The following is a 21,053-nucleotide window of genomic DNA, read 5'->3' as shown; positions in this document are numbered from 1 at the left end:
CAAGTTTCATGACTAAATGGGCGCTATTTCGTTAAATAGGGTGTTATCCTTATTATATCTGAAATAATTGAAGTGGTTTTATGAACGCAATAGAGCAAGTAACACGTCAACGAGCTGAATTAGAAACAGCAGTAGCCAAAGCGTTAGAGATGGCGGGGGCCAAATCAGATGCAGCTGAAGTCGCTATCACTAAAACAACAGGCATTAGTGTATCAACGCATGACTGTGAAGTGGAAAATGTCGAGTTTAATAGCGATGGTGCGTTAGGCATTACGGTCTATTGTGATCAAAGAAAAGGAAGCGCTTCTACCTCAGACTTAAGCGATGAAGCGATCAAACAAACCGTCAATGCAGCGTTAGATATCGCACAATTTACTTCTCAAGACCCGTTCGCAGGTCCTGCCCCAAAAGAGTTGATGGCTTTTGAATACCCAGATCTAGACCTATTTCACCCTGATGAGCCCGAGCCTGATTATGCGGCGAGAATTGCCATTGAAACTGAGCAAGCTGCTTTAGCATACAGTGATAAAATTAAGCAGAGCGATGGGGCAAGTTATGACAGCCACTACGGCGTGAAAGTATATGGCAATAGTCATGGCATGTTAGGCAGTTATGCGTCGAGTCGTCATAGCGTGAGCTGTTGTGTTATTGCAGCAGATAAAAATGGCAATATGGAGCGTGATTATAGTTACTCTGTGGCACGCCATCGTGATGACCTATGGAAACCTCAAGTGGTAGGCAGTGAAGCGGCTAAAAGAACCATCAGTCGCCTAGATGCTAAAAAACTCAGTACGATGGAAGTTCCTGTGATGTTTTCAGCAGATGTAGCTACCGGATTATTAGGTCATCTTGTGATGGGGATCAGTGGCGCCAATTTATACCGAAAATCGACGTTTTTATTGGATAAGCTAAATGAGAAAATATTTCCTGATTGGTTCAATGTTAGTGAACGTCCTCATATCCATAAAAGCCTAGCTAGTAGCCCCTTTGATAGTGAAGGGTTAATAACCCAAGATCGAGAGATCATCACGGATGGTGTATTGGCGACCTATCTGATGACGAGTTACGCGGCGCGTAAATTAAAGATGGAACCAACAGGTCATGCTGGTGGTATCCATAATTGGTTTGTGAAATCAACAGGACAGAATTTTGAACAGATGCTAAAGCTGATGGACAAAGGGTTATTGGTGACAGAGCTAATGGGTCAAGGTGTGAATACTGTGACTGGTGATTACTCTCGTGGGGCTGCGGGATTCTGGGTTGAAAATGGTGAAATCCAATATCCAGTGACCGAAATTACCATTGCTGGAAACTTAACGAATATGTTTAATCAGATTGTTGCTGTTGGCAGCGATGTTGAAACACGGTCGCAAATCCAAACCGGCTCTATCTTAATTGAGTCAATGAAAATTGCCGGTGAGTAGCTCTGTGACTTGATAAGTTAGGCATAATAAAAAACCGAAGCATTAAAAAATGGCTTCGGTTTTTTTGTGTCTGAACATTCCATTCTAACTAGATAAATATGGTTGCCAATCCCAAAAAGACAAACAGCCCAAGAACATCGGTAATGGTGGTTAGTGCCATTCCCCCCGCAAGCGCAGGGTCGATTTTTAACTTCTTGAGAATTAATGGGATACCAACCCCAGCAATGCCCGCAACAGTCAAATTAGCCATCATAGCGGCAGCAATGATAAGCCCTAAGGTTATATCGCCTTTCCATACCACCACAATACCACCGATAATCGATGCCCATAACACACCGTTTAAGACACCGATGGAAGCTTCTTTCATAAGTAGAGAACGTTGGTTACTCTCACCTATATGGCCAACAGCAAGGCCTCGAATGACCAGAGCAACGGTTTGATTGCCTGCAACGCCACCCATAGATGGAACAATCGTCATTAAAACTGCAATCGCTGCCATCTGTTCAAGTGTGGCTTCAAACATGTTAGACACAGATGCGGCGGTCAGCGCGGCAAGAACGTTAACGCCTAACCAGACACTTCTTCTGCGGGCAGATTTGACGACAGGCGCAAAGGTATCTTCATCATCGTCCATACCCGCCATGCTCATCATAGTATGGTCGGCATCTTCACGGATAACATCCACGACGTCATCAATGGTAATACGACCAACAAGGTGTTCATTCTCATCAACTACGGGAGCAGATACCCAATTTCGACGCTCAAATAATTTAGCCACTTCACCAGTGTCCATATCTACTGGGATCGCTTCGTCGGCATCTTGCATGATATCCAGCACCGTAATTTCAGGTTGGGTTGTAACCAAAGAGGTGATGGATAAGTGACCAATCAATCGACTATTTTCATCGATAACATATAAGGCGTCAGTGGCTTCAGGTAGTTCTCCACGCATACGTAAATAACGGAGTACCACTTCGACTTCAACATCAGCCCTAATGGTGATCACGTCAATATTCATGATACTGCCAGCAGTATCCTCTGAATAGGAGAGCGCGGTTTCGACACGATCACGGTCAATGACGTCCATCTGATCCAGGACTTCACGCGATACGTCATCAGGAAGGCTTCGTAGGACGTAGGCGACATCATCTGTCTCCATCCCTTCCGTTGCTTCAGCAAGCTTCTCCGGAGCCATTTGAGATACGATTCCGTCTTTTACATCCTCAGAAAGTTCATCGAGGATCTCGCCGTAATCTTCAGGATCGGTCAATTGCCATAAGACATCACGGCTTTTTCGAGGTGAAGCTTCTAATAGGTGTGCAATATCCTCGGGTTCCATGTCTAGAAGCTGGCGTCTGACATGAACAAACATCCCATTTTCTAGAGCGTTTGATACATCTTGGAGTGTTTGGTGGGTTTGGTCGAATTCTTGTTGCTCTGCCATAGGCTCGCCTCCTATTCAATGCGCTGAATAGTAACGCAAATCAGAGCAACGTGTAAGTTATTTTAGCAGCACTCAATAACTAAATAGTTAATAAATAAGAATGGGATTAACGCTCTTCATCAAATCCATCTTCTATCAGCTGGCAGATAGCATTGAGTGCGCTCTCCGCTTCAGGTCCAGTCGCCATAACATCAACGTGTTGGCCTTGAGCTGACTCTAGCATTAATAAGCCCATCACGCTTTCAGCCATCGCTTCTTTCTCTTCACTTTTAATCGTGACACTTGCATCAAAGCTTTGCGCTAATTCAACTAACTTGATAGCCGCTCTGGCGTGTAGGCCCAAACGATTACGAATTAATACATTTTTATGAGTGATAGTCTGCATGGTATCTCAATGTGTGTCGTTATCGTCTTTCTAACGTTTTATGACGAACTTGAACCTGTTTACCTTGGCTTTTGAAGTATTCCGCTAGCTGTTGAGTGATATAAACCGAGCGGTGTTGCCCGCCAGTACACCCTATAGCAACGGTTAAGTAGCTGCGATTATTTTTCTCTAGCGAAGGCAACCAGCTTTCAAAGAATGCCTGAATTTGTGACTGCAATTGATTCACTTCGTCAAAATTAGAGAGGTACTCCTGCACTGGCGCATCTAACCCTGTCATCGGCCTGAGTGTCGGCTCCCAGTGTGGGTTAGGTAAAAATCGGACGTCAAATACATAATCGGCATCAGTCGGAAGACCATATTTAAAACCAAAAGACTCAAACACCATCACAAGTTCTTTTGACTCTTGGCCTAACACTCGAGAACGCAGAGTTTCACTTAAATCATGTATGGAGAGAGAGGTGGTATCAAGGACAAGATCGGAGCGACCTTTTAGTTGAGACAGGATCTTTTTCTCTAATTCGACGGCTTGTTCAAGAGATACTGCATTTTTTTGGTTACTTTGCGAGAGAGGGTGAAGTCTTCTTGTTTCGCTGTATCGTTTTACTAACTCTTTTTTCTCTGCATCTAGAAAAATCACATTGAGATCATGCAGTGAGTTCAGTTTGTTCAGTGTGGTTTGTAGTGAGGTAGGATCTTTGGGTAAGTTTCGAATATCGATACTGACAGCGATGTTTTGGCCACTTTCGCTGATCGAGTCAATGAATTGATCGAGTAAATTGACGGGTAAATTATCAACACAATAGTAGCCAAGATCTTCAAATACTCTCAGAGCCACTGATTTCCCAGCGCCTGAACAGCCACTAACAACCATTAATTTCATGATATTTAACCAATATTTCCTGCAGTTTGAGTAGGAGTGAGCGAGTCATTATTGATCGTCTCCCCAACCATAATAGTAAAGAGTTGCTGGTCATCCTTAGCGGCTCTTAACTGCTTCAGGACTTTTTTATCACTCAGCCTCTCTGCCATTTTCGATAAGGTTTTTAAGTGCTCTTTACATTGTGAGTCAGGAACAAGCAGTGCAAACAGAAGATCAACTGGCATATTATCGATAGCATCAAATTCAATCGGTTCTTTGCATTGAATTAATACTGCGACCGCTTGCTCACTGTTGAATATTCGGCCATGGGGAATCGCAATGCCATTCCCGATGCCGGTACTGCCCATTTTTTCTCTGGTGAGCATGCAGTTAAAGAGATCTTTTTCATTATCACCAAGCTCTGCAGCGGCAAGTTGACTAATTAATTCGAGAGCACGTTTTTTACTGCTGCACTGGACCGCACTTTTGGTACAGTCCAATGATAATACTTGGTTAATTTGCATGATTAGTGATTACTTAACTTTTCTTTATGTTTATTGAGCTGACGTACAAGCTTATCTACTAAGCTGTCGATCGCTGCGTACATGTTATCTGAAACGGAAGAGGCATGTATTTCGCCTTGATTCACATGGAGAGTAGCTTCAGCAATTTGCTGATCTTTTTCTACTTTCAAAACGACATGAGCATTATTAATATGCTCAAAGAAACGCTCTAATTTTTTAAATTTAGAATTTACACTGTCATGTAATGCTTCAGTCAGTTCGATGTGGTTGCCGGTTAAGTTAATTTGCATAGACTCTTCCTTCAGTTGTGTTTCGCTACAGTAGCTGTTTACGCTGATTTGATGGCGGAATCCCCAGGGACTCTCTGTACTTAGCGATAGTACGTCTTGCCACCATAATACCTTGTTCTGATAGCAGAGCTGTGATTTTGCTATCACTTAATGGTTTTGCTTGGTTCTCTGCTGAAACCAGCTTTTTCACTAACGCTCTGATTGCGGTCGATGAACACTCACCGCCATTATCGGTACTAACATGACTTGAAAAAAAGTACTTCAATTCAAAAATACCACGTGGAGTATGCATGAATTTTTGTGTCGTGACTCGTGAAATCGTCGATTCGTGCATCTCTACTTCAAGGGCGATGTCATTTAATACCATAGGTTTCATTGCCTCTTCACCGAGCTCGAAGAAGGCTTGTTGTTGTTCGACAATACAACGTGCCACTTTGAGTAAGGTTTCATTTCGGCTTTCTAGGCTTTTTATTAACCACTTGGCTTCTTGAAGATTGGTTTTAATAAAGTGGCCATCAGCGCTGTTACGCGTGCTTTTGCCCAATGCGGCATATTGAGCGTTTACTTTGAGCTTAGGCGCGCTTTCTGGATTGATGGCGACTACCCACTTTCCATTCTCTTTAAAGACAGTGACATCAGGAACCACATACTCAGTATCACCATGAGCAATGTTGTTGCCAGGCCTTGGGTCCAGATCATGGATTAATGTCATGACCTGTTTTAATTCTGCCTCTTTAAGCTTAGTTTCTTTTGCTAATTGACGGTAATCACGGTTACCAAGCAGAGCGATATGATTCTTAATGATGGATTGAGTTTCAGATAACCAAGGCGTCTCTTTTGGGTATGTTGCTAATTGTAGCAGTAAACACTCTTGTAAATTTCTAGAGCCGACGCCGAGCGGATCAAACTGCTGTACTCGTTTAATAACGGCTTCAATCTCATCGAGTTCGACCTCTTCTGAGCCCATGCTATCTAGAATATCCTCAGCACTGACGGTGAGATAACCATTGTCATCAATGGCATCAATAATAGCGATGGCAATGGAGAGGTCTATATCACTAAAAGGCGTTAAGTGAACTTGCCACATCAGGTAGTCTTGAAGACTTTGTGTGGTTTCACCTTGATAGATAGGCATCTCGTCATCAGCAGAGATTCCTGTACTGCCAGTATTAGCACTGTATACATCTTCCCAGGTGGTATCGATAGGAAGATCTTCACTCATATCATTTTTTTCTAATGCATCAGCACTGTCTATTTGTTCGGGTTCGCTGGTCACTTCTGCGGTGGCCGCACTCTCACCCGTGTTGTTGTTCTCTTCTTGGTTCTTATTGGCGTCTTCAGTGGCTGATGTCTCTTGGCTATCTTCGATTTCAAGTAGTGGATTTGAGTCTAATGCGTCTTGAATCTCTTGCTGAAGTTCTAGCGTAGAAAGCTGCAACAAGCGAATGGCTTGCTGTAGTTGAGGCGTCATCGCTAGTTGTTGACCTAGCTTGAGCTGAAGAGTTGGTTTCATGTATATTGCGCACCTTGTTATTATCAATTATTGCACAGCTTATAGAACTCATAATAAATCAAATCACTCAGTTATGTTCTATTTTAATCACTAGAGTTTGAACTGGTCACCTAAGTAGACTCGTTTAACATGTTCATCATTCAACACCTCTTCTGGGGTGCCGTTGGCAATTAAGTGGCCTTGACTAACGATATAAGCGTGCTCACAAACATCAAGAGTCTCTCGAACGTTATGATCGGTAATTAGCACACCAAGACCGCGATCTCGTAAATGCTCAATGATTTTTTTGATGTCGATAACTGATATCGGGTCAACCCCAGCAAAGGGCTCATCAAGTAGAATAAACTTTGGATTAGCCGCTAATGCACGAGCGATTTCAACACGACGTCGCTCACCACCGGAGAGGGCCATGCCGTTACTGTTACGAATGTGTTGGATGTTAAACTCATCCAGCAGCTCTTCGAGTTTATCCTGTTTTTCGGTTTTGGTGATGTCATTACGAGTTTGTAGCACAGCCATGATGTTGTCATAGACAGAGAGCTTTCTAAAGATTGAGGCTTCTTGAGGTAGGTAACCGATGCCCATCTTTGAGCGATTGTGCATCGGTTGAACACTAATGTCTTCGCCATCGATGGTAATCTTGCCTTCGTCACGGGCCACAAGTCCAACAATCATGTAAAAAGAGGTGGTTTTTCCTGCACCATTGGGGCCAAGAAGACCGACAATTTTCCCAGACTCTACTTGTAAACTTACGTCTGAAACCACTTTTCGTCCACTGTAGGTTTTTGCCAAGTGTTCAGCTTTTAATATCGCCATAATGTATTCTTATTTGTTCAGTTGACTAGGTTGGAGCACTGTGGTCACACGTTTTTTGTCACTGCTATTGGCAATCAGTTTTTGACTGCCAATGTGATAAGTGATTTTATCCCCTTCAATGGTGCTGTCATCTTGAGATATTTGCGCTTCACTGGTCATTAACAAGACATCTTTTTCAATTTCGTAGCGCAGTTTTAAAGCGTGCCCTTTTAAGGTTTTCCCATCATCTGTCAGCTGAGTAAACCGGGCGGGCTTACCAAACGCCTCTAAAATTTCACGACCTTCTTTACCGTTAGGGCGAATCACAATCAGTTTATCAGCCCAGATATTAATGCTGCCTTGTTTTAACGTCACGTCTCCGGTGAACGTTACTCGGTTTGACTTCATATCAAAGTTCTGGGTATCAGAATCAATATAAATGGGCTGCTCGGTGTCCGTGCTTAGGGCCCAACTACTGAGCGACGTTAAACATAAACAGGCAATTAAACTAATTTTTCGGAGCTTCATATCTACCTTGTACACTGTTATACAGTTCAGCATTGTGGCTATCAAAATTGCCTTTCATTGCATGACCCATAGTTTCGAACATTGGACCGACAAGAAATACATCCTCTTCGGTCATGAAATCTTTCGTGATCAACTCAAGCTGTAAACTTTCGGTTTTCATGGTGGTGAACGTGGCATCAGGTAATAAATTATGGACCACTACATCTCCTTCCATAAGCAGTTCATTTTTTTTGCTTAGGGTGGCTTGGTTAGAGGTAATACGCCACTCTTCAGTCTCACCCTCTCTATAAATGGTAAAGACAGGCTGATAGAAGTGAGTCTCCCCACTTTGGGAGAAATACTCTAGATGTGTTGAGTAGACTCGATAGTTTCTAATACCACTTTCATTGAAGCTAGTATTCGTTAAGTTGCCCCCTGTAAAGATAGGAAGCTCTTTATCTGGCGCGATCTGTTTTTCTGGCTGACTATTTTTATCATACAAATAGTAGCCTGACCAACTCCCCACCAGAAGAAGCAAAACAAAGAGCAGCCTCGATAGGCTCATATACTCAAACCTTTGTGTTTTTCTAACTCCCCTTTAGCTTGCAAGATAAGATCACACACTTCTCTTACTGCACCAAAGCCACCTTGGATAGAGGTTACGTAGTTTGCTCGTTGCACAAGCAATGGATGCCCATCCGCGACACTAACCTTCAATGCTACTTCATTCATCACTGGCCAATCAATTAAATCATCACCAATATAGCCTGTTTGTGATGGAGATATATGTAATTTTTCAATGAGATCTTGGTAAGCCTTTAATTTATCATCTTGTCCTTGATAAATATGCTTAATACCAAGCGCCGTCATTCGGTTCTCTACGATAGCGGACTTTCGACCTGTAATGATGGCAACTTCGACGCCTGAATTCATTAATGACTTGATGCCATATCCATCTCGAGTATGAAACGTTTTTAGCTCCTCACCGTTGTTTCCCATGTAGATTCTGCCGTCAGAAAACACGCCATCTACATCGCAAATGAGCAGTTTTATCTCTTTGGCTATATTAAGTAGATTGGGAGATACCTTTTTATAAAGGGTATCAATTAAGGCTTCAATTTTAAGGGGCTCGGTCATTACATGACTCCTGCTTTTAATAGATCATGCATATTCAGTGCACCAACTAAGCGTCCATCTCTGCACAGTAGTAAGCCATTTTTTCGTTTCTCTTCCATGAGGTTTAAACCATCAACCGCCAACATGTCCGGGCTAACTACCGTTGGATTTTTGGTCATCACTTCACCAATGGTTTGGGTGTGAATATCAATGCGGTTATCGAGGATGCGTCGTAAATCACCATCGGTGAAGATACCGATTACACGCAACTCTTCATCAACAATGGCAGTCATGCCTAACCCTTTTTCAGAGACTTCAAGCAGGGCATCTTTGATCAATCGGTCAGCAGCAACCATAGGTAATTTACTGCCCGTATGCATAATGTCATTTAATTTTAGCAGCAGTTTTCGGCCTAGGGCTCCGCCAGGGTGAGAAAGGGCAAAATCATCAGCAGTAAAACCTTTCGCCTGCATTAAGGCGATCGCAAGAGCATCCCCCATCACTAAGGTTGCTGTGGTACTCGAGGTTGGAGCCAGCGCCAGTGGACAAGCTTCTTGAGGTACGGTGATCTGCAGGTGGAAATCGGCGACTTCCGCCATGCTTGATGAGGGCTTTCCTGTCATCGTGATGATACTGATACCGAGACGCTTTATGACTGGAACCAGAGCTAAGATCTCTGAAGCTTCACCAGAATTAGAGATCGCAAGGACGACATCACCTTTTTCGACCATCCCTAAATCGCCGTGGCTAGCTTCGCCAGGGTGAACAAAGAATGAAGAGGTCCCGGTGCTGGCCAACGTTGCGGCAATTTTTTTACCAATATGCCCTGACTTCCCCATTCCCATCACAATCACTTTGCCTTTGCACTGCAGAATCATCTGGCATGCTTGAGAGAAATCATCATTAATGTAACGAGATAACTGAGTAAGTGCCTCTATCTCAATCGTTAATACGTTTTTACCAGCTTTACAAAAATCAAAGGTATTCGACATGTTAATAGGTTCCTTATCGGTTAAGCGGTCATGTTATAAAGAAGATAGGCTTGATATACAACGAAGCAGCACAGTAATACTCCACCTTCTATTCGGTTAATGCTTCTGCTTTTCCCTAGCGCCATAATGAGTAGTAGTATAGACATGGCTAACATGACGTAGAAGTCACGATTCATCGCTAATGCATTGATGGTTGATGGATGTATCAGACCTGGAATACCCATTACCGCGAGAATATTAAATACATTCGATCCGATGATATTACCGACGGCCATATCATCTTCACCTTTCATGACACCGGCAAGAGACGCCGCAAGTTCTGGAAGACTGGTACCAATTGCTATAATGGTCAAGCCAATAACCAACTCACTCATGCCGAAATATGTGGCGATAATGACGGCAGAGTCAACTAGAGTGTCAGCAGAGAAAGGAAGAACGACGAGTCCAACGGCAATCCAAAAGAGAGCTTTACCGTTACTGACGCCGGTAGGGATCTCAGACTCTTGTTCTTCAATAAAAGCGTCGTTATTCTTTTTTTCAGATCGGCTTATTTGCAGCATCGCAAGGATAAAGGTGATGAACAGAATCACCAGTAAGACGCCTTCGTAAAAGCCTAGGTAGTTATCCCATAATAGTAAACCAGCGACTACAGTAACCGCGAGCATTAATGGCAGTTCTCTGCGAATAACTCCTGAACTGATAGAGAGAGGTTTCACTAATGCGGTGATACCAAGAATTAATGCAATATTAGCAATGTTTGAACCGAGAACGTTACCTACAGCGGTATCCGTTTTTCCTTCCAATGCAGCCGCCGCCGATACCATCATTTCAGGAGCAGAAGAACCCATTGCGAGAATCGTCATACCGATCACAAGGGGAGAGATGCCATAGTTTTTTGCTAACGCGGCTGAGCCATAGACAAGTTTGTCAGCACTCCAGACAAGTAGCACTAATCCTACGATTAGAAAAAGAACGGCTTCTAGCATCGTGTTTCCTCTGAAATTAAATAAGTATTGAATGGTTCTAAGGCGCCAATTCTGACGGTTAGTCGAGCAAAATGGAAGTGTTTAGCCTAGCAATTTTCTAACCGTGCTTGAAAAAATGAATGAACAGAATAAATTAAACGGCTTAAGTGCGTAGAATAGAGACTTTGTACGATGTTTATTAAAGGATTTCATTGCATGTGTCTCTATTTTATTTAGAATTAATTGATAAATATTATCAATACGTTGATCGCGCCTTTATTCATCAGTGCAATTATTGATTTTTTTTTACGCTTAATAGGTTGGTATGGACGCAGTAGAAAACTTAGTTACGATCAGGAATTTACGCTTTCAACGAGGCTCGAGAGTCATTTTTGATGATATCAGTTTACAGGTACCAAAAGGCAAAGTGACAGCCATTATGGGACCTTCTGGTATCGGAAAAACCACACTGCTTCGCTTGATTGCTGGGCAGATACTCCCCTCTTCTGGTGATATCAGGTTTGCAAAGTGGGACATTCCAACGCTTGGACGGACTCAACTTTATCAAGCAAGAAAAAGAATGGGGATGTTATTTCAATCAGGCGCTCTGTTTACCGATATGAATGTTTTTGACAATGTCGCTTTTCCTATCAGAGAACATACTCAGCTACCTGAAAAACTCATCCACACGCTGGTACTGCTTAAGCTTGAAGCGGTAGGCCTTCGTGGTGCAGCGGAGTTAATGCCCAATGAGTTATCCGGTGGAATGGCGAGGCGAGCAGCGTTGGCTCGATCTATTGCTCTTGATCCTGAGTTAATCATGTTTGATGAGCCTTTTGTGGGACAAGACCCTATCACAAAAGGTGTTCTGGTTGAGTTGATCAAAAACTTAAACAGCGCATTGGGGCTGACTTCTATTGTGGTCTCTCATGATGTGCCTGAGGTGATGAGTATTGCCGATCAGGTTTATCTGTTGTCAGAGGGGAAGGTGATTGCGCAGGGGGAGCCACAAACCCTGCTTGATAACTCCGATCCAAAAGTACGGCAGTTTTTGGACGGTATCGCCAATGGACCTGTGCCGTTCCGCTTTCCTGCCAAAGAGATGTCAGAGGATCTTTTTAATCATGATTAATAGTGTATTGAATATGGTGGCAAATCTTGGTAGGCAAGGGGTGGAAACTTGTCAGTCAGTAGGAAAGGCAACACTAATGCTAGTGGGTGCCATTGTTGCAAAGCCACAGCCAACAAAAATGTTCCCTTTAGTGGTTCGTCAGCTCTACTTTGTGGGGGTTCAATCTTTAGCCATCATTATTATCTCTGGGCTGTTTATTGGGATGGTATTGAGCTTACAAGGCTATATTGTATTAGTGGATTATGGTGCTGAGACCAGTTTGGGTCAGATGGTGTCACTGTCGCTGTTGAGAGAGTTAGGGCCCGTAGTGACCGCGCTGCTTTTTGCTGGACGCGCTGGCTCTGCCTTGACGGCTGAAATTGGGTTAATGAAAACCACAGAGCAACTTTCTAGCCTTGAGATGATGGCCGTAGACCCACTAAGACGAGTGATTGCGCCACGGTTATGGGCTGGCATCATCTCTATGCCGCTGCTGGCGATGATTTTTATTGCTGTGGGGATCTGGGGTGGACAGATCGTCGGTGTTGATTGGAAAGGCATTGATCATGGCAGTTTTTGGTCTGTCATGCAAAACTCGATTGATTTAAGATACGACATTATTAACAGCTTGATCAAATGTGTGATTTTTGCTTTTACCATAAGCTGGATTGCACTGTTTAATGGATATAACGCAATACCTACCTCGGAAGGGATCAGTATTGCAACAACAAAAACGGTTGTTCACTCTTCACTGATCGTTTTAGGGCTTGATTTTGTGCTTACTGCACTGATGTTTGGGAATTAATCATGCAACAGACTCGTAAATTGGAACTTTGGGTTGGCACTTTTATGCTGATGGGGATCACCGCTATTTTAGTTATCATCTTGAAAATTGCAGATGTAAAAAGCTTTGGTGATGGTGAAACGTACATACTTAGAGCGCAATTTGACAACATCGGAGGTCTAAAAACTCGCTCACCAGTGAAAGTAGGTGGTGTCGTAGTGGGTCGAATTACTAAGATTTCATTGGATACTGATGAGTATCTACCTGAAGTCGAAATGTCGATAGATAAGGCGATGGGATACTTTCCAGAAACGACCTCGGCTCAAATCTTAACATCAGGGTTAATCGGTGAGCAGTACATCGGAATTCATCCCGGCTTTGTCGATGAAGACATTGAGATGCTCGTAGACGGTGATTATATCGAAGATACTAAGTCTGCTTTGGTATTAGAAGACATGATAGGGCAAGTGTTGTATAGCGTCGGTGGAGACAATTCAAAAGAGGGGACTGATGATGAATAAGATCGTCGTAATTATTTCATTGACGATGAGTTTACTCTGTTTTCCTGTTTCATCGGCTGAGGTGGATAAGACCAAACCGTACGAGATGATAGAGATTGTTGCTGCGAATACCTTTGATCGTTTAAAAGCGGAGCAACTAGAGATACAAAAAAATCCCGAATTGTATAAGGTGATTGTGAATGAAGAGCTGATGCCTTACATCAATGTAAAATATGCAGCCTATTTACTATTAGGTCCGGAATTAAAAAAAACCAACGCTGAAGATAGAAAAGAGTTTGTGAATGCTTTTAAAGCCTATCTAATTTCTTCGTATGCCCAAGTTCTTACTCAATATAGCGATCAACAAATAAAGTTTGATCCTGCTAAAAAAGTGTCGGATAAAAAGTCAATCACTACCGTTCGTTTAGAGATCGTAGATAGCAATAGACCGAATATTAAAATAGCCTTTAAACTCAGAAAAAACAAAAAAAATGGTCAGTGGCAGGGGTATGACATTATTGCTGAAGGGGTGAGTTTACTCTCGAGTAAACAGGCTGAATGGAAAGGGAAAATTCGTACTCAAGGAGTCAGCACGATAAGTGACGAGTTGCATCAACTGGCCCAAGCACCGATTCGATTAGAAGAAACAACCCAATGATAGAGAGTAACTGGCAAGCCCATAGTTCACACCATTACTCCTTAAAGGGGACCGTTGACCGTGACACGGTCCCAGGTATTTGGGGGCATATACAAACATGGACACCGAGCGAAAAATCGATAAAAGTCGACTTATCTCAGCTAAAAAGAGTGGATTCTGCAGGTTTAGTTCTCCTTTTACATTTATTAGAGCATGCAAAAAAATCAAATTGCCATATAATGCTCGATTCCGTTCCTGACCATCTGCTGACACTAATACAGTTAAGCAATGTAGAATTATTAATCGCAGATCATATCTGACGTCTTGCATATTATAGGTACTCAAGTGGATAGCGCTGAAATTAAAGAAATTTTGGAAACACAACTTCAACTTCAAGAAGTTCATGTAAAAGGTGAAGGTAGTCACTTTGAAGTGATTGCAGTTGATGACATATTCAATGGAATGAATCGCGTTAAAAAACAACAGACCATCTACGGACCTCTGATGGAGCAGATCTCATCGAACGCTATTCATGCTCTTACCATTAAAGCATTTACGCCAGAAGAGTGGGCGCGTGATAAAAAATTAAATATGTCATTCTAAGAGGCCAACGAGTGCATAAATTTCGAATTCAAGGCAGTGACCGTCCACTAAGTGGCGAAGTTACTATCTCAGGCGCTAAGAACGCCGCTTTACCGATTCTATTTTCTGCAATTTTAGCAGAAGAACCTGTAGAAATTGCTAATGTACCTAAACTGCGCGATGTGGATACTTCCATGGAGTTACTAAGACAGTTAGGTGCAACGGTTTCTCGCAATGGCTCTATCCATGTGGATGGTAGTCAAATTAACGAATACTGTGCCCCTTATGAGCTGGTTAAAACCATGAGAGCATCTATATGGGCGTTAGGTCCATTGGTGGCTCGTTTTGGTCAGGGACAAGTCTCTCTGCCAGGCGGTTGTGCGATTGGAGCAAGACCTGTGGATCTTCACATCCATGGTTTAGAGCAGCTAGGTGCCACCATTACGCTTGATGATGGTTATGTTAAAGCGGAAGTGGATGGACGCTTACAAGCGGCTCACATCGTGATGGATAAAATTAGTGTTGGTGCCACCGTGACGATCATGAGTGCAGCAACATTAGCTGAAGGTACGACTGTTATTGATAATGCAGCTCGTGAGCCAGAAATTGTGGATACTGCCGATTTTTTAAATACCATAGGTGCAAAAATAACGGGTGCTGGTACTGATACGATCACCATTGAAGGGGTTGAGCGTTTAGGTGGTGGCTACCATGCTGTGGTACCAGATCGTATAGAGACTGGAACCTTTTTAGTCGCTGCAGCGGTATCGGGCGGAAAGATTACCTGCTTGAACACCAAACCTCACTTATTAGAGGCGGTATTGGCTAAGCTTGATGAAGCTGGTGCCAGTGTTGAAACCGGAGAGAACTGGATCACTGTTGATATGACAGATAGGGAGCTAAAAGCGGTAACGATTCGTACGGCACCGCATCCCGGTTTCCCAACGGACATGCAAGCTCAGTTTACTCTGCTTAATATGATGGCTTCAGGCTCAGGCGTAATCACTGAAACGATTTTCGAGAATCGATTTATGCATGTTCCTGAACTACAGCGTATGGGGGCACATGCCGATATCGAAGGTAATACGGTTATTTGTGGAGACACTGATGGCTTAAGTGGAACTCAAGTGATGGCAACAGACTTACGAGCATCTGCAAGTTTGGTTATTGCTGGCTGTATTGCAAAGGGTGAAACGATTGTTGATCGAATTTATCATATCGATCGTGGTTACGATAAAATTGAAGATAAGTTAACGGCACTTGGCGCAAATATTGAGCGTTTTAGAGAGGCAAGTTAACCGCTTTTAGTTTTAAATAAAAATATGAAAAAACCGAGATCTGGCGATCCCGGTTTTTTACGTTTAGACTCCTTATTTTCAAGGAGACGTTGTTGTCTAGGAGAGAGAGATGATCGCAATTTTGCGTATATTGGCACTGGTTATATTTGCCCTGTTTACTTTTGTTTTTGGTTGTACCTATTGCCTATTTAGCCCTAGAAATCCAAAACATGTAGAAACATTTGCCCATCTATTTAGCAAGATGTCGATTATCTTTGGTATCAAACTCGAACTCCGAGTCCCAGAAGGCGCAAAAGAGCAAGGTCCAAGTGTTTACGTTGCTAATCATCAAAATAACTGGGATCTCTTTACTATTTCAGGTGTTGTTATGCCTAGAACGGTAACGGTGGGTAAAAAAAGCTTAGTGTGGATCCCACTGTTTGGTCAGCTTTACTGGATTACTGGCAATATCTTGATCGATCGCGCTAACAAAAGTAAAGCGGCGGGTACGATTGCTCAAGTTGCGAATAAAATTAAAGAACGCTCGGTCTCTGTTTGGATGTTCCCTGAAGGGACCCGATCACGTGGTCGTGGGTTACTTCCGTTTAAAACCGGAGCCTTTCACGCTGCTATTGCTGCTCAAGTTCCTGTTATACCAATGGTTTGTAGCACAACACACAATAAAGTGAAGTTGAACCGTTGGAATAACGGCCACGTTATTGTTGAGATTTTACCCCCTGTTAGCACTACGGGTTTCAGCAAAGAGAGCGTTCGCGAGTTATCTAACTTATGCCGAGATAAAATGAATCAAAAGCTTGAAGAGTTAGATGCAGAAGTTGCGCAGTTAGAGAGCGTAAAATAATTGAATACTCATGATGTGGTATTAGTTGACCGTACTGGTCAGCCTATCGGTAGCATGGGAAAGATGGCTGCGCACCAGAATGGTGGTCAACTCCATCTGGCCTTTTCTGTCATGTTATGTCGAAGTGGGGCTGATGGACGGGAATACCTCCTCCAACGTAGAGCGAAAGGGAAATACCACAGTGGCGGTTTATGGACCAATACGTGTTGTTCACATCCTTATATGGATGAATCTATTGAGAATGCTGCTCGACGACGGTTAACACAGGAACTGGGAGTTAAGCTTAACGTTTCGACACCATTGACGGCTATTGGCTCGTTTATCTATTGTGCAGAGCTCGATAACGACTTAGTGGAGCATGAGTTTGATCATATTCTTATAGGAGAAGTCTCTGAGTTAGTGCTTGAATTAAACCCAGAAGAGGTGAGTGAAGTTCGCTGGTGGAGTGAGCAGGAAATCGTGACACAGCTGAAATTAAAAAAGACACCATTCACCGTATGGTTTCATGATGTCTTTCAAGCAATTAGAGCATTATAATAGTAGAGAACTATCGAACCGCAATTGCTTCAATTTCAATTTTCACATCTTTTGGTAAACGAGCGACTTCAACACATGAACGAGCAGGGTAGTTCTCTACACCACTTTGATCGAAGAAGTTACCGTATACTTCATTCACGGCACCAAAGTCATTAAGGTCTTTTACAAATACCGTCATTTTTACAATATCTTTTACTGTTAGACCTGATGACTCAACGACAGCTTTTACATTTTCAAGAGACTGACGAGCTTGCTCTGAGATATCATCAGCGACTTCGCCTGTAACAGGGTTCACTGGGATCTGACCAGAAGTAAAAACCATGTTCCCTAAATCAACACCTTGTACATATGGACCTATTGCTGCTGGTGCATTTTCGGTATGAAGAATTTTTGTCATTGTAATTTTTATCCTTATCATGAAGTTAATATTCAGCGTATATCTTCCCATAATATAAGCGATTATTTGCTTAGGTAATAGTTATCATTTCACTGGGAAGCCTAAGCGCTCTCTCACGACTCTCTCGCACTCATCAATTTCATTCACATCTCTTGGTGCGATCATTACGGTATCATTTCCACCGACAGATCCTAGGATCTCTTGATGTGGTTGTGTATCGATTAGTCGACCGACAAGTTGTGCTCCACCTGGATGGGTTTTGACAACCACCACCAACTGATTGTGTGTCACGTATTCGATTTGAGATAAAATCGATGAACTGATCTGTACCGGCTCACTTTCAACGGTTAGGCAGTAGACCTTCTTACCGTGAGCGTTGGGAACTTTAACCACATTCAAACGTGAGAGCAATCGTGAAACTGTAGATTGGCTAACATCAGTAAAACCAAGGTTGAATAATCCGACTCTTACTTCATCTTGAGTAGTAAAACTTTGTTGTTGTAGTAGTCGTTTACATGCATGAAAAATTGTATCTTCACACGTGTTTGTTTTTGGGTGGGCATTAATTGTCATCAACCATTCCTTGCTAGTAATAGGTTGGAAATAAACACTAGAGATTCAGGATTCTATCAGGTTAATTCATTAGAAAATTTGATGAATATCACCGAAGAAGATGACAATGAATAAAAAAAAGCCTTACATCTGTAAGGCTTTTTTTACAATATATCGAAGTGGTTACTTTCTGTCAGTCACAATCTCTCTTGCAAACACTTTTTCACAATATTTACATTTCAGTTGGATGTCTTCTTTTTTAGTAATCACACTAAAGCTGCTCTCAACAGGTTCACCGTGAGTAATACAGTTACTGTTTGGGCATTCAAAAACATTGGTAATTTTGGTTGGCAAAATCAGAGGGATTTTTTTCACCACATTGTAATTTTCAATTTGGTTTACTGTTGCTTTCGGTGCATAGAGCGCGAGTTTACTTGCCTGATCTTCAGAGACAAACGTATTTTCAAACTTGAGCAGATCTTTGGCGCCTAATAGCGATGAAGGTAAGTTTAACCCTATGGTCACTTTTTCTTTCGATTTGTGCATTTGAAACAGTTTTAATACTTTTATGCCAATATTGGCTGGGATGTGGTCTATAACAGTACCATTCTTGATCGCTTCAACGCGTAATTGGTTCTCTTTTACCATGATAATATCTCCTACTTTAAAGCGATTGATTAAGAACTAGAGCTAATAGTGCTTCACGTGCATACACGCCATTTTCAGCTTGTTGGAAATAGTAGGCGTGAGGGGTTTTATCTACATCTACCGCAATTTCGTCAACACGTGGCAGTGGGTGCAACACTTTTAAATTGGGTTTTGCACTTTCAAGCATGTCCGCATTTAAGATGTATGCTGACTTAATGTGTGCATATTCTGACTCATCAAAACGCTCTTTTTGAACACGAGTCATGTACAAGATATCAAGCTCTGAAATAACAGAGTCCATCTCTTTTAATACTTGGTACTCAATGCCTGCTTCATTTAGATCTTCACAGATATAATCCGGCATCTCTAACACTTCAGGAGCAATGAAGTAGAATTTAACATTATTAAACTTTGCTAGTGCTTGAGTTAATGAGTGAACGGTACGTCCGTACTTAAGGTCACCAACAAATGCGACGTTTAGATTATCTAATGTACCTTGTGTCTCATAGATAGAGAATAGATCAAGTAGAGTTTGGGTCGGATGCTGGTTTGCTCCGTCGCCGCCATTGATGATTGGCACACCATTTGAGAACTCCGAGGCTAAACGAGCGGCCCCTTCTTGTGGGTGTCGCATGACGAAGGCATCAACATAAGAGGCAATCACTTGCACGGAGTCAGAGAGCGTCTCACCTTTTTTAGCCAGTGATGTGTTACCACCGTTATCAAAACCGATTACCGTGCCACCAAGGCGTTGAATTGCGGTTTCAAATGATAAACGTGTTCGTGTTGAAGGTTCAAAGAAGCAACTGGCGACAACTTTATTTTTTAGCAGCTCAGGGTTTGGTTCTGCCTTTAATCTACCAGCAGTTTCAACGATAAGTTCAAGTTCATCTCTTGATAGCTCTGGTATAGAAATGATGTTTTTTTGATACAACGAATGCGTCATGGCTGTCTCTTCCTTATTATTGTTGATCACAGTGATAATTTTTAGACAAAAAAAAGCCTCCAATAATTGGAGGCTTTTAATTGAATTTTATTTTGAAAACAGTAAATAGGATAACCAAAAAAGATATCCCGCCAACCCTGCTTGGGGTCAGTCGCTGAGATAACTTTTGCATGTTTCTTATGTTGGTCATTGTGGCTTCCTAATTAATTGCACCGAATTATACCGACAGAAATTTTCAGCGCAAGCGTTTGCGTAAAAGAAAACAAAAAAAGAGCTGTCACCAGCTCTTTTTGTATAGAGAACTAATCAGTAATTAGCTTCCTAGTGTAGCAACCATGATTGCTTTGATTGTGTGCATACGGTTTTCAGCTTCATCGAATACGATAGAGTGCTTAGACTCAACCACTTCGTCAGTCACTTCAACACCATCTTTCAGCATTGGGTATTCTTGAGCAAGTTCTTTACCAACAACAGTGTCTTCACCGTGGAATGCTGGTAGGCAGTGCATGAATTTAACATTTGCGTTGCCTGTTGCTTTTAGCATTTCCATGTTCACTTGGTAAGGCATCATTAGGTCGATACGTGCAGCCCAAGCTTCTTTTGCTTCGCCCATTGATACCCAAACATCAGTGTATAGGAAGTCACAATCTTTAACGCCTTCTTTAACGTCTTCAGTTACTGTGATTTTTGCACCAGTTTCAGCAGCAATTTCGCGACACTGTGCAACTAGCTCTTCTTCAGGCCAGAATGCTTTAGGAGCAACTAGACGGATATCCATGCCCATTTTAGCAGCACCAACCATTAGAGAGTTACCCATGTTGTTACGAGCATCGCCTAGGTAAGCGAACTTGATTTCGTGTAATTGCTTGCCAAGACCGTGCTCTTGCATGGTTAGGAAATCAGCAAGGATTTGAGTTGGGTGGAACTCGTCAGTTAGACCATTCCATACTGGAACACCAGCGTGAGCACCAAGCTCTTCAACGATCTCTTGACCGTAACCACGGTATTCAATGCCATCGTACATGCGGCCTAGAACACGTGCAGTATCTTTCATTGACTCTTTGTAACCGATTTGAGAACCAGAAGGCCCCAAGTAAGTTACGTTTGCGCCTTGGTCATAAGCGGCAACTTCAAATGCACAACGAGTACGAGTAGATGCTTTTTCAAAGATAAGCGCAATGTTTTTACCAGATAGACGAGGTTGCTCGTAACCGTTGTACTTCGCTTTTTTAAGATCAGCGGCAAGCTCAAGCATGTGCTGAATTTCACGTGGAGTGAAGTCTAGAAGTTTTAGGAAGTTACGGTTGCGTAAGTTAAAAGCCATGATGTGTTCCTTAATATTTTAAATAATGAGTCTGGTGAATAAATCACCAGGCTATATACGTTATTTATACTTAAATTAATAT

The 21,053-nt window shown here is 42.4% G+C and carries 27 protein-coding genes; 10 read left to right on the top strand and 17 right to left on the bottom strand.

Annotation, left to right across the window (positions count from 1 at the left end; translation table 11 throughout):
* Positions 1 to 80: 80 nt before the first annotated feature.
* Entirely contained in the window at positions 81 to 1,424 is a 1,344-nt protein-coding gene (gene pmbA / locus L4C32_RS11415) for a metalloprotease PmbA (protein ID WP_428197008.1), read from the top strand.
* Positions 1,425 to 1,512: 88 nt separating this feature from the next.
* On the opposite strand, the gene mgtE is transcribed toward pmbA, so the two are convergent.
* The 12 genes from mgtE to L4C32_RS11355 form a co-directional block, all read right to left on the bottom strand.
* A complete protein-coding gene (mgtE, locus tag L4C32_RS11410) occupies positions 1,513 to 2,868 on the bottom strand; it encodes a magnesium transporter (RefSeq protein ID WP_428197007.1) in 1,356 nt (451 codons plus the stop codon).
* 106 nt (positions 2,869 to 2,974) lie between these two features.
* Complete coding sequence (locus L4C32_RS11405) at positions 2,975 to 3,253, bottom strand: HPr family phosphocarrier protein (RefSeq protein WP_428197006.1); 279 nt, start codon at positions 3,251 to 3,253, stop codon at positions 2,975 to 2,977.
* 19 nt (positions 3,254 to 3,272) lie between these two features.
* Positions 3,273 to 4,133, bottom strand: coding sequence for an RNase adapter RapZ (gene rapZ, locus L4C32_RS11400; protein ID WP_428197005.1), 861 nt, complete (start codon positions 4,131 to 4,133; stop codon positions 3,273 to 3,275).
* Between the two features lie 5 nt (positions 4,134 to 4,138).
* Positions 4,139 to 4,636, bottom strand: coding sequence for a PTS IIA-like nitrogen regulatory protein PtsN (gene ptsN / locus L4C32_RS11395; protein ID WP_428197004.1), 498 nt, complete (start codon positions 4,634 to 4,636; stop codon positions 4,139 to 4,141).
* 2 nt (positions 4,637 to 4,638) lie between these two features.
* Entirely contained in the window at positions 4,639 to 4,926 is a 288-nt protein-coding gene (gene hpf / locus L4C32_RS11390; RefSeq protein WP_428197003.1) for a ribosome hibernation promoting factor, read from the bottom strand.
* A gap of 25 nt (positions 4,927 to 4,951) precedes the next feature.
* Positions 4,952 to 6,439: an RNA polymerase factor sigma-54 gene (locus tag L4C32_RS11385; protein ID WP_428197002.1), complete on the bottom strand. Its 1,488-nt coding sequence runs from the start codon at positions 6,437 to 6,439 to the stop codon at positions 4,952 to 4,954.
* A 90-nt stretch (positions 6,440 to 6,529) separates the two neighbouring features.
* Positions 6,530 to 7,255, bottom strand: a complete 726-nt coding sequence (lptB, locus tag L4C32_RS11380) for an LPS export ABC transporter ATP-binding protein (RefSeq protein ID WP_428197001.1) — start codon at positions 7,253 to 7,255, stop codon at positions 6,530 to 6,532.
* Between the two features lie 9 nt (positions 7,256 to 7,264).
* Positions 7,265 to 7,762 (bottom strand): lipopolysaccharide transport periplasmic protein LptA, encoded by a 498-nt coding sequence (gene lptA / locus L4C32_RS11375; protein ID WP_428197000.1) that lies wholly within the window; start codon positions 7,760 to 7,762, stop codon positions 7,265 to 7,267.
* On the bottom strand, positions 7,743 to 8,306 hold the full coding sequence (gene lptC, locus L4C32_RS11370) for an LPS export ABC transporter periplasmic protein LptC (protein WP_428196999.1): 564 nt from the start codon (positions 8,304 to 8,306) through the stop codon (positions 7,743 to 7,745). The genes lptA and lptC overlap by 20 nt, the downstream gene beginning before the upstream one ends.
* Positions 8,303 to 8,878, bottom strand: coding sequence for a 3-deoxy-manno-octulosonate-8-phosphatase KdsC (gene kdsC / locus L4C32_RS11365; protein ID WP_428196998.1), 576 nt, complete (start codon positions 8,876 to 8,878; stop codon positions 8,303 to 8,305). The genes lptC and kdsC overlap by 4 nt, the downstream gene beginning before the upstream one ends.
* Positions 8,878 to 9,849 (bottom strand): arabinose-5-phosphate isomerase KdsD, encoded by a 972-nt coding sequence (gene kdsD / locus L4C32_RS11360; protein WP_428196997.1) that lies wholly within the window; start codon positions 9,847 to 9,849, stop codon positions 8,878 to 8,880. Before kdsD ends, kdsC begins: the two co-directional genes overlap by 1 nt.
* 20 nt (positions 9,850 to 9,869) lie before the next feature.
* A complete protein-coding gene (locus tag L4C32_RS11355; RefSeq protein ID WP_428196996.1) occupies positions 9,870 to 10,835 on the bottom strand; it encodes a calcium/sodium antiporter in 966 nt (321 codons plus the stop codon).
* 304 nt (positions 10,836 to 11,139) lie between these two features.
* Between L4C32_RS11355 and mlaF the strand changes: the two genes are divergently transcribed.
* The 9 genes from mlaF (at position 11,140) to idi (ending at position 17,104) form a co-directional block, all read left to right on the top strand.
* Positions 11,140 to 11,946 carry a phospholipid ABC transporter ATP-binding protein MlaF gene (gene mlaF / locus L4C32_RS11350; RefSeq protein WP_428196995.1) on the top strand — a complete coding sequence of 269 codons (807 nt, stop codon included), beginning with the start codon at positions 11,140 to 11,142 and terminating at the stop codon, positions 11,944 to 11,946.
* Between the two features lie 13 nt (positions 11,947 to 11,959).
* On the top strand, positions 11,960 to 12,730 hold the full coding sequence (gene mlaE / locus L4C32_RS11345; protein WP_428197032.1) for a lipid asymmetry maintenance ABC transporter permease subunit MlaE: 771 nt from the start codon (positions 11,960 to 11,962) through the stop codon (positions 12,728 to 12,730).
* A 2-nt stretch (positions 12,731 to 12,732) separates the two neighbouring features.
* Complete coding sequence (gene mlaD, locus L4C32_RS11340; RefSeq protein ID WP_428196994.1) at positions 12,733 to 13,230, top strand: outer membrane lipid asymmetry maintenance protein MlaD; 498 nt, start codon at positions 12,733 to 12,735, stop codon at positions 13,228 to 13,230.
* The gene (gene mlaC, locus L4C32_RS11335) at positions 13,220 to 13,867 is read left to right on the top strand and encodes a phospholipid-binding protein MlaC (protein WP_428196993.1); all 648 of its coding nucleotides are present in this window, start codon (positions 13,220 to 13,222) and stop codon (positions 13,865 to 13,867) included. The genes mlaD and mlaC overlap by 11 nt, the downstream gene beginning before the upstream one ends.
* Positions 13,864 to 14,166 carry an STAS domain-containing protein gene (locus L4C32_RS11330; RefSeq protein ID WP_428196992.1) on the top strand — a complete coding sequence of 101 codons (303 nt, stop codon included), beginning with the start codon at positions 13,864 to 13,866 and terminating at the stop codon, positions 14,164 to 14,166. The genes mlaC and L4C32_RS11330 overlap by 4 nt, the downstream gene beginning before the upstream one ends.
* Positions 14,167 to 14,191: 25 nt before the next feature.
* Entirely contained in the window at positions 14,192 to 14,449 is a 258-nt protein-coding gene (gene ibaG, locus L4C32_RS11325; protein WP_428196991.1) for a BolA family iron metabolism protein IbaG, read from the top strand.
* 11 nt (positions 14,450 to 14,460) lie between these two features.
* On the top strand, positions 14,461 to 15,726 hold the full coding sequence (gene murA, locus L4C32_RS11320; RefSeq protein WP_428196990.1) for a UDP-N-acetylglucosamine 1-carboxyvinyltransferase: 1,266 nt from the start codon (positions 14,461 to 14,463) through the stop codon (positions 15,724 to 15,726).
* 109 nt (positions 15,727 to 15,835) lie between these two features.
* On the top strand, positions 15,836 to 16,567 hold the full coding sequence (locus L4C32_RS11315; protein WP_428196989.1) for a 1-acylglycerol-3-phosphate O-acyltransferase: 732 nt from the start codon (positions 15,836 to 15,838) through the stop codon (positions 16,565 to 16,567).
* Positions 16,568 to 17,104 (top strand): isopentenyl-diphosphate Delta-isomerase, encoded by a 537-nt coding sequence (idi, locus tag L4C32_RS11310; protein ID WP_428196988.1) that lies wholly within the window; start codon positions 16,568 to 16,570, stop codon positions 17,102 to 17,104.
* Between the two features lie 10 nt (positions 17,105 to 17,114).
* Here the strand turns inward: idi and L4C32_RS11305 are convergent, their stop codons facing one another.
* The 5 genes from L4C32_RS11305 to argF all read right to left on the bottom strand — a co-directional run bounded on the left by L4C32_RS11305 (position 17,115) and on the right by argF (position 20,971).
* A complete protein-coding gene (locus tag L4C32_RS11305) occupies positions 17,115 to 17,501 on the bottom strand; it encodes a RidA family protein (protein ID WP_428196987.1) in 387 nt (128 codons plus the stop codon).
* An 84-nt stretch (positions 17,502 to 17,585) separates the two neighbouring features.
* Positions 17,586 to 18,074 (bottom strand): arginine repressor, encoded by a 489-nt coding sequence (locus L4C32_RS11300; RefSeq protein WP_428196986.1) that lies wholly within the window; start codon positions 18,072 to 18,074, stop codon positions 17,586 to 17,588.
* Positions 18,075 to 18,236: 162 nt separating this feature from the next.
* A complete protein-coding gene (gene pyrI / locus L4C32_RS11295) occupies positions 18,237 to 18,701 on the bottom strand; it encodes an aspartate carbamoyltransferase regulatory subunit (protein ID WP_428196985.1) in 465 nt (154 codons plus the stop codon).
* A gap of 16 nt (positions 18,702 to 18,717) precedes the next feature.
* Complete coding sequence (gene pyrB / locus L4C32_RS11290; protein WP_428196984.1) at positions 18,718 to 19,647, bottom strand: aspartate carbamoyltransferase; 930 nt, start codon at positions 19,645 to 19,647, stop codon at positions 18,718 to 18,720.
* 313 nt (positions 19,648 to 19,960) lie between these two features.
* Positions 19,961 to 20,971 (bottom strand): ornithine carbamoyltransferase, encoded by a 1,011-nt coding sequence (argF, locus tag L4C32_RS11285; protein ID WP_428196983.1) that lies wholly within the window; start codon positions 20,969 to 20,971, stop codon positions 19,961 to 19,963.
* Positions 20,972 to 21,053: the final 82 nt, after the last annotated feature.

The organism is Aliivibrio kagoshimensis (assembly GCF_050337105.1).
Lineage (GTDB): Bacteria > Pseudomonadota > Gammaproteobacteria > Enterobacterales > Vibrionaceae > Aliivibrio_A > Aliivibrio_A kagoshimensis.
This window is presented reverse-complemented; position numbering and strand designations above follow the sequence as displayed.

Bases quoted from the DNA above. Each gene is read 5' to 3' on its own strand.
- pmbA (WP_428197008.1), top strand. From the start codon at position 81: ATGAACGCAATAGAGCAAGTAACACGTCAACGAGCTGAATTAGAAACA.
- mgtE (WP_428197007.1), bottom strand. From the start codon at position 2,868: ATGGCAGAGCAACAAGAATTCGACCAAACCCACCAAACACTCCAAGAT.
- L4C32_RS11405 (WP_428197006.1), bottom strand. From the start codon at position 3,253: ATGCAGACTATCACTCATAAAAATGTATTAATTCGTAATCGTTTGGGC.
- rapZ (WP_428197005.1), bottom strand. From the start codon at position 4,133: ATGAAATTAATGGTTGTTAGTGGCTGTTCAGGCGCTGGGAAATCAGTG.
- ptsN (WP_428197004.1), bottom strand. From the start codon at position 4,636: ATGCAAATTAACCAAGTATTATCATTGGACTGTACCAAAAGTGCGGTC.
- hpf (WP_428197003.1), bottom strand. From the start codon at position 4,926: ATGCAAATTAACTTAACCGGCAACCACATCGAACTGACTGAAGCATTA.
- L4C32_RS11385 (WP_428197002.1), bottom strand. From the start codon at position 6,439: ATGAAACCAACTCTTCAGCTCAAGCTAGGTCAACAACTAGCGATGACG.
- lptB (WP_428197001.1), bottom strand. From the start codon at position 7,255: ATGGCGATATTAAAAGCTGAACACTTGGCAAAAACCTACAGTGGACGA.
- lptA (WP_428197000.1), bottom strand. From the start codon at position 7,762: ATGAAGCTCCGAAAAATTAGTTTAATTGCCTGTTTATGTTTAACGTCG.
- lptC (WP_428196999.1), bottom strand. From the start codon at position 8,306: ATGAGCCTATCGAGGCTGCTCTTTGTTTTGCTTCTTCTGGTGGGGAGT.
- kdsC (WP_428196998.1), bottom strand. From the start codon at position 8,878: ATGACCGAGCCCCTTAAAATTGAAGCCTTAATTGATACCCTTTATAAA.
- kdsD (WP_428196997.1), bottom strand. From the start codon at position 9,849: ATGTCGAATACCTTTGATTTTTGTAAAGCTGGTAAAAACGTATTAACG.
- L4C32_RS11355 (WP_428196996.1), bottom strand. From the start codon at position 10,835: ATGCTAGAAGCCGTTCTTTTTCTAATCGTAGGATTAGTGCTACTTGTC.
- mlaF (WP_428196995.1), top strand. From the start codon at position 11,140: ATGGACGCAGTAGAAAACTTAGTTACGATCAGGAATTTACGCTTTCAA.
- mlaE (WP_428197032.1), top strand. From the start codon at position 11,960: ATGGTGGCAAATCTTGGTAGGCAAGGGGTGGAAACTTGTCAGTCAGTA.
- mlaD (WP_428196994.1), top strand. From the start codon at position 12,733: ATGCAACAGACTCGTAAATTGGAACTTTGGGTTGGCACTTTTATGCTG.
- mlaC (WP_428196993.1), top strand. From the start codon at position 13,220: ATGATGAATAAGATCGTCGTAATTATTTCATTGACGATGAGTTTACTC.
- L4C32_RS11330 (WP_428196992.1), top strand. From the start codon at position 13,864: ATGATAGAGAGTAACTGGCAAGCCCATAGTTCACACCATTACTCCTTA.
- L4C32_RS11315 (WP_428196989.1), top strand. From the start codon at position 15,836: ATGATCGCAATTTTGCGTATATTGGCACTGGTTATATTTGCCCTGTTT.
- L4C32_RS11305 (WP_428196987.1), bottom strand. From the start codon at position 17,501: ATGACAAAAATTCTTCATACCGAAAATGCACCAGCAGCAATAGGTCCA.
- L4C32_RS11300 (WP_428196986.1), bottom strand. From the start codon at position 18,074: ATGACAATTAATGCCCACCCAAAAACAAACACGTGTGAAGATACAATT.
- pyrI (WP_428196985.1), bottom strand. From the start codon at position 18,701: ATGGTAAAAGAGAACCAATTACGCGTTGAAGCGATCAAGAATGGTACT.
- pyrB (WP_428196984.1), bottom strand. From the start codon at position 19,647: ATGACGCATTCGTTGTATCAAAAAAACATCATTTCTATACCAGAGCTA.
- argF (WP_428196983.1), bottom strand. From the start codon at position 20,971: ATGGCTTTTAACTTACGCAACCGTAACTTCCTAAAACTTCTAGACTTC.